At 66.2% G+C, this 12,564-nt stretch carries 10 protein-coding genes and 1 tRNA gene; 7 read left to right on the forward strand and 4 right to left on the reverse strand.

Annotated elements, in window-relative coordinates; translation table 11 throughout:
- Positions 1-31: 31 nt before the first annotated feature.
- A complete protein-coding gene (locus M4J39_RS15030; RefSeq protein ID WP_251729218.1) occupies positions 32-1,048 on the reverse strand; it encodes a carbohydrate kinase family protein in 1,017 nt (338 codons plus the stop codon).
- 2 nt (positions 1,049-1,050) lie between these two features.
- The gene (locus M4J39_RS15035; RefSeq protein ID WP_251729219.1) at positions 1,051-2,079 is read right to left on the reverse strand and encodes a hypothetical protein; all 1,029 of its coding nucleotides are present in this window, start codon (positions 2,077-2,079) and stop codon (positions 1,051-1,053) included.
- Positions 2,080-2,426: 347 nt separating this feature from the next.
- On the opposite strand from M4J39_RS15035, the gene M4J39_RS15040 reads away from it, so the two are divergent.
- A complete protein-coding gene (locus M4J39_RS15040) occupies positions 2,427-3,638 on the forward strand; it encodes an NAD(P)/FAD-dependent oxidoreductase (protein WP_251729220.1) in 1,212 nt (403 codons plus the stop codon).
- A gap of 256 nt (positions 3,639-3,894) precedes the next feature.
- Here M4J39_RS15040 and M4J39_RS15045 read toward each other — a convergent pair whose 3' ends face one another.
- Positions 3,895-4,878, reverse strand: a complete 984-nt coding sequence (locus M4J39_RS15045; protein WP_251729221.1) for an NAD(P)H-dependent glycerol-3-phosphate dehydrogenase — start codon at positions 4,876-4,878, stop codon at positions 3,895-3,897.
- Positions 4,875-5,954 carry a tRNA (adenosine(37)-N6)-threonylcarbamoyltransferase complex transferase subunit TsaD gene (gene tsaD / locus M4J39_RS15050; protein WP_251729268.1) on the reverse strand — a complete coding sequence of 360 codons (1,080 nt, stop codon included), beginning with the start codon at positions 5,952-5,954 and terminating at the stop codon, positions 4,875-4,877. Before tsaD ends, M4J39_RS15045 begins: the two co-directional genes overlap by 4 nt.
- A gap of 211 nt (positions 5,955-6,165) precedes the next feature.
- On the opposite strand from tsaD, the gene hemC reads away from it, so the two are divergent.
- The 6 genes from hemC (at position 6,166) to M4J39_RS15080 (ending at position 12,060) form a co-directional block, all read left to right on the forward strand.
- Positions 6,166-7,086 (forward strand): hydroxymethylbilane synthase, encoded by a 921-nt coding sequence (hemC, locus tag M4J39_RS15055; protein WP_251729269.1) that lies wholly within the window; start codon positions 6,166-6,168, stop codon positions 7,084-7,086.
- 3 nt (positions 7,087-7,089) lie between these two features.
- Complete coding sequence (locus tag M4J39_RS15060; RefSeq protein WP_251729222.1) at positions 7,090-9,195, forward strand: uroporphyrinogen-III synthase; 2,106 nt, start codon at positions 7,090-7,092, stop codon at positions 9,193-9,195.
- 30 nt (positions 9,196-9,225) lie between these two features.
- Positions 9,226-10,896, forward strand: coding sequence for a heme biosynthesis protein HemY (locus M4J39_RS15065; protein ID WP_251729223.1), 1,671 nt, complete (start codon positions 9,226-9,228; stop codon positions 10,894-10,896).
- Between the two features lie 103 nt (positions 10,897-10,999).
- A tRNA-Thr gene (locus M4J39_RS15070) sits at positions 11,000-11,075 on the forward strand.
- 302 nt (positions 11,076-11,377) lie between these two features.
- Positions 11,378-11,740, forward strand: a complete 363-nt coding sequence (locus M4J39_RS15075; protein WP_256469776.1) for a type II toxin-antitoxin system RelE/ParE family toxin — start codon at positions 11,378-11,380, stop codon at positions 11,738-11,740.
- A complete protein-coding gene (locus M4J39_RS15080; RefSeq protein WP_251729225.1) occupies positions 11,737-12,060 on the forward strand; it encodes a DNA-binding transcriptional regulator in 324 nt (107 codons plus the stop codon). The genes M4J39_RS15075 and M4J39_RS15080 overlap by 4 nt, the downstream gene beginning before the upstream one ends.
- The last annotated feature ends 504 nt before the right edge of the window (positions 12,061-12,564 follow it).

Raw genomic sequence — 12,564 nt, forward strand, 5'->3', positions numbered from 1 at the left:
CGGCAGGTCAATGCCCCGCCGGGGAGTATCGTCAGGTGCGCCAGCCCCAGCTAGCGGCCAATCGCAGCGTTTCCTGCCAGCCAACCACCGAACCGGAGGTGGTGACCGACCGCAAGGAACAAGCCGCCGTGGCGTGCGCCAGCGCCAGCGACTTCTCGAGCGGCCAGTCCTCATGAACGCCATAGATCATGCCGGCGGCAAAGGCGTCGCCGGCCCCGTTGGCGCCGACGACCAACTCGGCCGGGATGGAGACCGACGCCTTCCGGGCAACCGTACCATCGCGCGTCACGGCGATAGCGAGCTTCGGCCAGTGAACCACCACCAGTTCCATGGCGCCATCGTCGAGCACCTTCCGCGCCGCCGCTTCACAGAGATCGGCGTCGGTCATGCCATGGCTGACAGTGGGAAGCCCGGCCAGTGCGCCGATCTCCGCGTCGTTGACCACGACATAGTCGAGATGGCCGAGGCAGGGCATGACCGTGTCGGCGAGGATGCGCGGTTCGAGGCTGGCCAGCTCGATGTTGGTCTTGAGGCCAGCCGCATGCGCCTTCTTGAGGACCGTTACCCAGCCATTTTCGCCATCCGCCCAGACGCCGTCGAGCTGCTTGTGGAAGCCCGGCAACCCCAGGTGCAGGATGCGCCCGGTCGTCGCCGCGAGATCGAAATGATCGGGCGTGAGCGCCGCCGCCACCGCCTTGGCGAACAGGTGCGTACGGCGGTGGGTCGCCGCCGAGGCATAGGCGTCGGTGAACTGCGTCGGCAGCGAACCGTCGACGTGCATTTGTCGGTGATCGATGCCAGCTTCCTCGGCGATGCCGCGCAGAAACCGCCCGCCCTCGTCGTCACCGACGATGGCGATGGTCTCGACAGGCATGTTCGGATCGAGATGGCGGATATCGACCGCAAGGTTGCAGCCGGAACCGCCGCCGGCCAATTCCTGGGAGAGGATTTCGACAATGCCGTCTTCCTCGGGCCAGAAGCTGACCAAGCGGTTGTTATCGACGCACCAGGTCCCTCCGGTGACGATGCCGCGTCTTGCCGCTGCCATGGTCAGGCAAGCCCGGCCTTGAGCGGCTTCTCGGTCACTTCAAGGTCGGCGGCAAGCTCTCGGCTCGGCTTGATGCCGGCCTTGGCGAGATCGCCGTGATAGGACTTCACGGCCTCGGACGGCGAGAGATCGCCACTCGCCACCGCCCGCATGTGCTTGACCATGCTGAGCGGATCTTCGGCGAGGTTGATCTTGCGACCGAACAGGGCGACACGGGCGCCGTATTTCTCGGACTGGAAGAGCAGCTCGTAGCAATCGCGCGTCGTGCCCGCGCCACCGCCAAGCACGCCGACGATGATCGTCGGATCGTAGGAGGCCAGTTCCTCCATCGCCTTCGGACCGTTGTAGGCGATCTTAAGGAACTCCGGCCGGTCGGCCTTCGTCACGCCGGCTAGGCAGCGGGCGATGCAGTCGTTGATGTAGTGCGGCACGAGATCGGCGTCGATGCCGGTGTCGACATTGGGATTGAACACCTCAAGGAAGTACTTGAAGCCGTTCAGCGAGGCTTCATAGCGGAACTCGGCGAACGCCTCGAGAGAGGCGTAGTCGTGATCGAGGTCGTTGTTGAAGGTCATCGAATAGAGGCCGAGATCGGTGCCGACCAGCGGCGCGCCGGGCGCCGGATCGACAGTGCCGGTCGTCACGCGCGACAGCGACGCGGTACGGAACGGCCGCGACGGCTTCTTGGGGTAGACGCCACCACGCACGAACCAGATGTCGGTCGTGTCGTTGGCGCGGATGGCCGGCTTCACCTTCGAATTCTTGTAGACGCCCTGCTCGTTGAGCAGCTCGAAACTGGAGGCCGACGTCAACATGATGTCGACGATGTCCTGCTCGACGATCGCCTGAACGTTCTTCAGGAACTCCGGGCGCGTCTGGTAGCGGCCGAGCGTTCCATCCTTGGCCCTGAGCGGGCCGGCGCCGGGGATCGACGGCCCCATGTCCGGATCCTTGGCATCGGCGATGATGAAATCGGCGCGCGTATAGGCGCCCGCCCGGATGCGGGCAAGCTTCTCGTCAAGACGGAACATCGATCACTCCAATCCGCCGGTGCCAGGCCTCCCCGGCCGCTCGGCTCCACGTTTCCTCCCGCCATCCCGCCCAACGGCTGGGAGACGGCTCGTTTTCTTGCGTTCGGGCCACGCTTCGGTCCGGAGACCGTCGTACGCCCAATGCGCATGTTGTGACGGTTCAATGCAGGTGACAAGCCCCCGTCACGATCGCAAGGCGGCTTTCGAGCAGAGCTTGGCGGCCGATGCGACCAAAGACGGAAGACGCCCTCCTCGCGCCCAACCGCCTCCGCTTCCGCATAGGGCGCGATCCCGATATAGCTTGCCCCACAGCCCCGAAGCAGGCTCGGTCGAAGCGGGAGAAAACAATGAGCGATCCCATAGTCATCATTGGCGCCGGCCAGGCGGCCGCGGCCTTCGCAGGCAAGCTCCGCGCGCTTGGATCGGACCGCCCCGTGACGATCGTCGGCGAGGAGCCGGTGCTGCCCTACCAGCGGCCACCGCTGTCCAAGAAATACCTCGTCGGCGAGGCGACCTTCGACCGTTTGCTTCTTAAGCCGCCGGCCTGGTACGAGACCAACGCCGTGACGGTGCTGACCGGTCGCAAGGCCACAGCGATCGACAGGACGCGGCGGATCGTTACGCTCGATGGCGGCGAGGAGATTTCCTACGCCACCCTGGTTCTGGCGACCGGTGCCACGCCACGCCGCTTGCCGGCCGTGATCGGCGGCGACCTGCAAGGCGTTTACACCCTGCGGGACAAGGCCGACGCCGACGCGCTGATGGCGGATTTCCAACCCGGACGTCGCCTGCTGGTGATCGGTGGCGGCTATGTCGGCCTCGAAACGGCGGCCGTTGCCAGAACGCGCGGTCTCGACGTCACGGTCATCGAGCTCGCAGACCGCATCCTGAAGCGCGTCGCCGCGGCCGGGACGGCGGATCTGGTTCGTGAACTCCATCGAAGCCATGGCGTCGACATCCTCGAGAGCACCGCCATCGTTCGCCTCGTCGGCACTGAAGGTCGCCTTGCCGGCGCCGAGCTTATGGATGGCCGGACGATTGCCGCCGATCTCGCCGTTGTCGGCATTGGTGTCGCCCCGAACGCCGGGCTCGCCGAGGCATCGGGCCTAACCGTTGACGACGGCATTGTCGTCGACGAGTGCGCGCGCACGTCCGACCCGGACATTCTCGCCATCGGCGACTGTGCTCGCTTTCCCTATGGCGGCCGCCAGATTCGTCTCGAATCGGTGCAGAACGCCTTCGATCAGGGAGAGGCCGCAGGCGCAGCCCTCGTCGGCATGGACGGCGCCTATGCGCCGCAGCCTTGGTTTTGGTCCGACCAGTACGACGCCAAGCTGCAGATCGCCGGCCTGCACCACGGCTACGACGACACGCTGACGGTGGACGGCCCGCGCCCAGGCAGTCATGCCGTCTGGTATTTCGCAGAAGGGGCGATGATTGCCGTCGACGCCCTCAACTTCCCCGCCGCCTTCGTGACGGCGAAAAAGCTTCTGGAAGCGGGCAAGAGCATCTCCAGGCTCGACATCGAGACGAAGCCGCTCAAGGAGCTCTTGGGATAATCAGGGGATGGGGCTCGGGCCGCCCTCTACGCAAGAACATTACGAGGGCGGACCCGGTGTCCATTCGGACCGGCCGGCTACGCGCGACCTGATGCCGACGCAGAGGAGTTTCGTCGATCATGGTTGCGATTCGGTTTCCGGGCGCGATTTCACCGGCATCAACATGCAGCGCCGCTACAGACCACAAAAATCTATATGTTGATCATCCCGGCAGCACGGCTCCGCTCGCGTTGCAAAATGCAACGACCGGCCGATTTCAGATGATGTTTTCCCGCTTGAGCGGGCGCGCCATCAGCCGATCGACCGCATCCTCGACCGAAAGGTGGCCAGCGAGCACCTCGGCGACCGCTTCCATGATCGGCACTTCGACCGAAAAGTCGGTCGCCTTTTGAACGGCGATCCCGACGGTAGCAGCGCCTTCGGCCAGCTTGCCGAAGCTTGCCGGCGGCTCTCCCCGGCCGATGCCAAGCCCGAAAGAATAGTTTCGTGACTGGGTGGACGAGCAGGTCAACACCAGATCGCCGAAGCCGGAGAGGCCCATCAGCGTTTCGGCCTCGGCGCCGAAAGCGGCCGCGAGCCGGCGCATTTCGACAAAGCCGCGCGTAATGACGGCCGCCTGCGCCGAAGCGCCGAGCGCACGGCCGGCGACGATGCCGGCAGCGATCGCCAACACGTTCTTCAACGCGCCGCCCATCTCGACACCGGCGATGTCGGTGGCGGCATAGGGCCGGAACGTGGGACCGGCGAGCCGGCGGCAAATGGCGTCGGCGAGTGCCGCGTCCTCGGCGGCGATGGTCACCGCCGTCGGCAGGCCCCGCGCCACGTCATCGGCGAACCCAGGTCCCGACAACACGGCGACCGGTCGGCCGGGAAGTGCCGCCGCGATCGCGACTGACGGCCGCGCACCGGTCGCCTGTTCGATGCCCTTGGCACAGGACACCACCGTCGTTTTCAACCCGACGACATTGGCAAGCGTCGTCGCCGCACGTCGGCAGGATTGAGCGGGTACGGCAAGGAGCAGCAGATCAGTATCTGCCAAAGAGGCCGGATCGGCGTAAGCCGTTACCGATGGCGGAAACACGGCGTCCTGAAGATGCGAGCTGCGCCGCGTCGCGTTCAGTCTCTCGGCCTCTTCGGCGTCCCGGCCACAGAGGATCACCTCCGCCCCCGTCCGCGCCGCCGTCAAGGCCAGCGCCGAGCCCCAGGCGCCGGCGCCATAAATGCCGATCCTGTCGCTCATACCTTCGCCCCCAGCCGACCGTGACCGACCAGCGGCGCGGCAACGTCGTCGAGCGGCCAGCGCGGCCGCGCCGCCACGTCAAACCCGTCGGCGTAGCCAAGCGTCAGCCGTTCGGCGCCGGCCCAGGCGATCATGGCGCCATTGTCCGTGCAGAGGTTGCCGGGCGGTACGACGAGACGACCATCGAGACCGGTCATCAAAGCGTCCAGTCGGCTGCGGATCGCCTTGTTGGCCGCAACGCCACCGGCCACCACCAGCACCGGCGCATGACCGTCGGGGAGTGTTTCGGCAAACCGTCGCACCGCAAGGCCGACCCGATCGGCGACCACATCCGAAACCGCTGCCTGGAAAGAGGCGCAGATGTCTGCAACATCCTGGCGGGACAGCGGAGCCAAGGCTTCCGCTTCATGACGGACCGCCGTCTTGAGGCCGGAGAAGGAGAAATTCGGCTCGTCACGACCGATGAGCGGTCTCGGCAAGGCAATGCGGCGAGGATCGCCGTCGGCCGCCATCCGCTCGACGGCCGGCCCACCGGGATAACCGAGCTGCAACAGCTTGGCCGTCTTGTCGAACGCCTCGCCGAGCGCATCGTCGATGGTGGTGCCGATGCGCGTGTATCGGCCGACGCCATCGACCCTCAGGATCTGGCTATGTCCGCCGGAGACCAGCAGCAGCAGGTAGGGAAACGCGACGCCGTGGGTGAGGCGGGCGGTCAGCGCATGCCCTTCGAGGTGATTGACGGCGACGAGCGGCTTTCTCGCCGCATAGGCCAGCGCCTTGGCCGTGGTGAGGCCGATCAGCAAGCCGCCGATCAGGCCGGGTCCGGCCGTCGCCGCAACCGCGTCCATGTCGGCGAGTGCATACCCCGCCTCGGCGAGCGCCGCCTCCACAAGGCCATCCATCACCTCGACATGGGCGCGGGCGGCGATTTCCGGCACCACGCCGCCAAAGGCCGCATGTTCCTCGATCTGCGAGAAGACCACATTGGAGAGGATCTCGCCCGTACCATCGGCGCGGCGCCGCACGACGGCGGCGGCGGTCTCGTCGCAGGAGCTTTCGAGGCCGAGAACGACGATATCCCCAAGGTCGCCCATCCTGGTCAATCCCTCTTCGCCGATGTCGACGCGATCTCGAAAGACGAGACCCAAGAACACGTTGCCTCGCGCCGCCCCATGGTCCAAGTGTTGCCATGACAAGGCGAGACGTTTGGGACGATTCGCCGCCGTCTTCGACCGTCGGCCGGCCGACGCCTTCGTTTCACGGCTCTATCACACGGGGAGCGAACCGGTGCAACCAAAACCCATCCGCCTCGGCACGCGCGGCAGCCCGCTCGCTCTCGCCCAGGCCCATGAGGTCCGCGACCGCTTGATCGCCGCTTGGGGAGCTCGTGCGCCGGAAGTGGAGATCGTGCCGATCAGCACGGCCGGCGACCGCATCCAGGATCGACCGCTGGCCGAGGTGGGCGGCAAGGGCCTGTTCACCGAGGAGATCGAGGCCGCCATGCTGAGCGGAGCGCTCGACATCGCCGTCCACTCCTCCAAGGACATGCCGACGGTTCTGCCCGACGGCCTGGTGCTGGGGCACTTCCTGGAGCGCGAGGACCCGCGTGACGCCTTCGTTTCGCTGAAATACCGCTCGCTCTCCGAACTGCCCGAGGGGGCCGTGGTCGGCACGGCTTCGCTTCGACGCGCCGCGATCGTCCGCCGTCTCCGTCCCGATGTAGTCGTGATCCCCTATCGTGGCAACGTCCAGACACGGCTTCGCAAGCTGGGTGAAGGCGTCGCCGACGCGACGCTGCTCGCCATCGCCGGCCTGAAGCGCCTGGGCATGCCCGGCGTTGCAACCGAGATTCTCGATAGCGAGACCTTTCCCCCGGCGGTCGGTCAGGGCGCAATCTGCATCGAGAGCCGGATCGACGACGCGCGGGTGGCCGAACTGCTGGCACCGATCCATCATGCACCAACGGCCACCGCGCTTGCCTGCGAGCGAGCCTATCTCGCCCGGCTCGACGGATCCTGCCGCACGCCCATCGCCGGCTATGCCGTAGTGACGGACGGACGCGTCGATCTCCATGGCTTGATCCTGACGCCGGATGGGAGCGTTGCCCACGAGGGGCGGGAGAGTGGCACCGATCCCGAAGGTGTCGGAGACCGTCTGGGCGCCCGCCTTGCCGCGTTGGCCGGCCCCGGTTTCTTCAGCGGGAGCTGAGCCATGGTTCTACTCGTCCTTCGTCCGGAACCGCAGGCGAGCGACATGGTGGCCGCCCTCGCTGGCCGAGGTGTTCCGGCCCTTGCGGAACCGATGCTGAGCATCGAACCGGCGACCGATCCTGTCGATCGCGTCCGGGCGGCCGACCCCGACGCCGAAGCACTGATCCTGACCTCGCGCCAGACGGTGGCGATCCTGAAGGGCGCGGACGGCCTCGATACGCTCACCCGGCTGCCGGTGATCGCCGTCGGCGGCGGCACCGCCCACGACGCCCGCGCCGCCGGTTTCACCGATGTTCGGTCGGCCGACGGCAATGCCGATGATCTCGTCGACCTCGTCGCCCGCGCCGGGTTCCACCGGCTGGTCCACGCCGGTGGACGCGACAAGGCCGGCGACATCGCCGGACGGTTGGCGACGCTCGGCGTCACGGTCTCCGAAGCGGAACTCTACCGTGCCGAACCGCGACAAACGCTCGCGCCCGAAGTCGCCGACGCTTTTGCCCAGGAGCGCATTACCGGACTGATCGTCGCCTCGCGCCGCTCCGCGCAAGCTTTCCTTGATCTCATGGACACGATGGGCTGGACGCCGCGCCTCGCCCGTCTCGGCGTCGTGGCATTATCGGAGGCCGCCGCGGCGCCGCTAGCCGGCCGCGTCGCCGAACTCGTGGTGGCGGCGGAACCGACAGGCCCGGCTCTGGTTGACGCCAGCGTTGCGCTCGCCGCCCGGCTGCGCGAAACTGTCGGCGGCGAGCAAGAAGCGGAGGGACTTGAGACCATGACATCCGAAGACCACCGCAAGGACGCTGCCGGCCGGCGCAATCGCCCGAAAGCTCCGGTCATCGACCTTGAAGCGAAGGAGGTGGCAAAGGCTGCCCAGCCGCCCAAGCCACCCCAGGAACCGCCTCGCGAACCACCCGTTCCCGAGCCGCCAGCTCCCCAACCTCCGGAACCGGAGAAGCCGATCATCGAACCGCCCGGGCCGGACGTTCCTCCGATCGAGCCGCCACCGGGAGATCAGCCACCCATCGGCGATCCTCCGCAGCCGGACAGACCGATGATGGATTCGGAGGACACCGGAGCGAATGCGGCGACGGAAGCCGCCGCGCCACCGCGCACCGACCGTCCCAGCCAGATGAAGACGCTGCTGCCTCTTCTGGGCGCCGGTCTCGTCGGCGGCTGTGCGGCAGCCCTGGTACTGCTTGCCATTCTGCCGGTTGGCGGCAGCGGCGAGGACGCAGGCAGCATCGACCCGGCGACGCTGGAAACGCGCCTGGGCGAGGTCGCCGACAGGCTGGCGGCCGGACAGGCGGCAATGGAAACACTCGGCGACCGCATCGCCACTCTTGAAGGGCGCGAAACCCCGGCCGTCGACCTCGCCCCGCTCGGCGCTCGCGTTGACGAGCTTGCCGCCCGCTTGGATGCGGCCGAGAAAGCCACGGCCGACAGGCCGACCGTCGATCCCGCTGCGATCGCCACGCTGGAAGGCCGCCTCGCCGAGCTGACCACGGAGGCGGAAGGGCTGAAGGCCGAAAGCGCCGCACTGGCGCCTCGGCTCGCAGCCATCGAAGAGCGCCTCGCCAACGCACCGAAGGGCGGCGAGATCGCTGCCCTGTCGCTCGCCCTTACCTCACTGTCCGGCAAGATCGACGCCGGTCTGCCGTTTTCAGCCGACCTTGCCGTGATCGCGGCGGCCGCCCCCGATCTCCCCGGCCTCGACGATCTCAGGGCGGTGGCCGACCAGGGAGTGCCGACGCGCGACCGGCTTCTGGCCACGCTGCCGGTCGATGCCATGCTGGCCCGGCGACCGGTCGAGCCCGGCAAGGGCTGGATGGAGGGGGTCTTCGACAGCGCCAAGTCCCTGGTCAACTATCGCGAGACCGGGCCGGCCGCGACGGACCCGGCGTCCGGAGCCGTCGAAGCGATCCGTGACGCCCTGAAGCGCGGCGACGCGGCCGCGGCAAAAGCGGCCGCCGACACCCTGCCCGCCTGGGCCCGCCCTCCGGCCGAGAGCTGGCTCGCCGAGCTCGATGCGCGCGTTCGCGTCGACGCCGGCATCAAGGCCATCTCCGCCCGTATCGTCGACCGTCTGTCGGTGCCCGCCGCCGACTGACCCCGCCGCCCGCTTCGGAAAGGCTCCGAGATGATCCGCATTCTTCTGTCGGTCGCCGCGCTGTTTCTCGCCGTTCTTGCCTTCGACTGGCTGGGTGGCGTGCCGGTAGCCGTCTCGGTCAGCTGGCCGGGCGGCGCCGCAGCGCCGCCCTTGCGCGTCGTCGTGGTCGCGCTGCTGGTTCTCGCGGTTGCCCTTCTTGTCATCTGGAAGATTTCGTCCGGCCTTTGGCGTGCCCCACGCGGCCTTCGCACCTATTTCGCCGGCCGTCGGCGCGACCGTGGCTACCGCGCGCTGTCGCGGGGCATGATCGCCGTCGGCTCGGGTGACTATCGTCTTGCCCAGCGCGAAGCCACCGAAGCCAATCGTTTTCTGGAGAGCGAGCCGTTGGTGTTGCTGCTGGCCGCTCAGGCCGCCCAGCTCGAAGGCCGAAGCGATTCGGCCCGGCAGGCCTTCACGCGCATGCTGAAAGCGCCGGAGACGCGCCTGCTCGGTCTCCGAGGCCTCTATATCGAAGCGACGCGCGCCGGTGAGGTCGCGGCCGCCCGTCAGTTCGCCGCCGAGGCGCAGAAGGAAAACCCCGCCCTGCCGTGGGCCGGCGCCGCCATGATGGACTATCTCTCCGCCGACCGGAACTGGAGCGAGGCGCTGTCCGTGCTCGACCAGAGTGTCGCGGGGCGCCTGGTCGGCAAGGGAGACGCCAACCGCACGCGCGCGGTGCTGCTTACGGCACGCGCCCTGGAAATCGAGGATGGCGAGCCGGAAAAGGCGCGCGCCTTCTCCCTCGAAGCGCACAAGATCGCGCCCGATTTCGTGCCGGCAGCCACCGTTGCCGCCCGCACGTTGGCGCGCCAGCTTGATACGCGCCGGGCGGCCAAGGTCCTGGAGGCCACATGGAAGCTGAACCCGCATCCGGATCTTGCCATCGCTTATCTGCATCTGCGCCCGGGCGACTCGGCGCGCGATCGCCTGAAGCGCGCCCACATGCTGGAGAACCTGAAGCCGGTTCACCCCGAAGGCGCCGTGACCGTGGCCCGTGCCGCCCTTGACGCACGCGAGTTCACATTGGCCCGCGAAGCGCTTGCCAAGGCGCTCCGCCAGTCACCGACCGAGCGCGTCTGCCTGATGATGGCGGAACTGGAGGAAAGTGAGAGCGGCGACGTCGGTCGTGTCCGCGAATGGCTGGCGCGCGCCGTTCGCGCGCCGCGCGACGCGGCCTGGACAGCCGATGGTCTGGTGCTCGACGCATGGCAGCCTCTCTCCCCGCTGTCCGGCCGGCTCGACGCGGTGGAATGGCGTGTGCCCGCCGAGCGCGAAATCGGCGAGGCGATCGACGGCAACGACCTTGCCGTCATCGCGGCAACGCCGCACCCGCCAGCGCCCCCCGAGGCGCTACCGGTCACGGAAGCGAAGGAAACGCCCGAAGATCCATCCTCGGTCGTGGAGATCGAAGAGCGGTCGCCGGAACCGGACGCCGAACCCAAGGACGAGCCGGCCGTCGTGGCGGAAAAGGCCGAGGCTCCCCCTCTCCCGATCGTTTCCAAAGAGCAGGCGAAGCCGGCAGCGGTTGTCACACCACCCCCGGCAGCCGGCAGTGTCGCGGTCGATCCTCTGGCAGTATTGCCGCCGCCGCCCGACGATCCGGGACCGGCCAACGGAAAGGGCCTGGCGCGCAGCCTGACGCCGGAATCGCCCTTCTCGTGAGGCGATCGGCACCAGCTTCATTTTCTTCCGAAGCGGTGCTTGAAATTAGCCGGGGATGCCGGTATCAACGCCCCGTCGCGCGGGGGTCAACTCCCGCGCCGGCGCCGCACTAGCTCAGTTGGTAGAGCACGTCATTCGTAATGATGGGGTCGGCGGTTCGAATCCGTCGTGCGGCACCATTTTTATCAAGTAAATCTAGATAAAACAATAGATTGGCGGTGCTTTCGCCACTTGCCTCCCTCTTTTGCTCCACCTTTCGCTCTACGCTCAGATACCGCAAGAAAAGTGCTTCATACACACCGACCGCGAGCCGGGCGGCTCGGGATCTGGGGCGGGCGGTTTGAATTGTGCCGGCGCATTTCGCGAGAAGGCTCGCGGAACACCTCTTTGCGGCGGTTCCGCGCGTTTACGTGATATCAGCCATGTGCCACAAAATGTCGCCCTTCGGTTGACAGACTACGTAACTTGCGTATTTATATCCATGCACACGATCTGTGAAACCCATGCATTTCGGCGCGCAGCCGATCAAGCCGGGATGACTGAGGAAGAAAGATCAGAGCTGATCTCCTTTCTGGCCGACAATCCCATGGCTGGCGACGAGATCGTCGGGACTGGCGGATGTCGCAAGCTCCGCGTGGCAGGTCGTGGGAAGGGAAAGAGCGGCGGGTACCGCACGATCACGTTCTTTTCCGGGAACATGTTGCCGGTATTTCTTATTACGGTCTTTTCAAAAGGCGAGAGGGCTAACCTCTCTGCTAAAGAGAGGAACGAATTGAAGAAAGTGACGGCATTGATCGTCGAACAGTATGATGGCCGGATGGCGAGAGTAGGAGAGAACCGATGAGCAAAAAGGCATTCGACAAGATCAGTGAGGGTCTTACCGAAGCGCTGGCCATTGCGCGCGGTGAGGCCTCCCCGGCTAAGCTGCATGTCCCCGCCGAGATCAACGTGCGCGCAATCCGCCGCGCGATCGGAATGTCGCAGGACGATTTTGCGTCGGCTTTCGGGTTTTCTGTCAACCAAATCCGGGATTGGGAGCAGGGCCGGTCGCGCCCGCTGGGCGGCGTCCGCGCCTATCTGCTTCTCATAAAGAGCTGCCCGGATGATGTGCGCAAATTGCTGGTCGTTGCCGCCAAGGATGCCGAGGTAGAGGCTGCGGCATAAACGCCTGCGCACGCTCGACTGATCCACAAACCCCGCTTTGGCGGGGTTTCTATTTGCCTTCACGGCAGTCCCGCGCCGTGGGCTATGCGATCGATTGGCCGAAATATAGCAAAGGGCGATACACCGACGAGCAGGGCAGGGCACGCGTGGGCCGGCTTGGAATGTGGGCGATACTGTTCGATATGCCGTGTAAGTTCAGGCGTAGGGCTTGTTGAGTATAGACGGTTTTAATAGCATTCGAAATTTCGTGCTTGGTTTCGGATTATTTGGCGGAGAGAGGGCTTCATAATGAAGGTAAGATGTATTACAAATGTGTAGCAGTCTACAGCATCGTGTGTCTCTGCGCTTCGTCTTCGGCGATGGCTCAAGATACGCACGCTTTTGGCGGCGGCATAATGGCTGAGTATTGCAAAATCCTTATAAAAGATATGAAAGACTCGACAACGCCGACTAACAATGTGGTCGCGAGTTGGATGCTAACGTGGACCGAAGGCTATATAACCG

Origin of the sequence: Pleomorphomonas sp. NRK KF1 (genome assembly GCF_023721755.1) — a bacterium.
Lineage (GTDB): Bacteria > Pseudomonadota > Alphaproteobacteria > Rhizobiales > Pleomorphomonadaceae > Pleomorphomonas.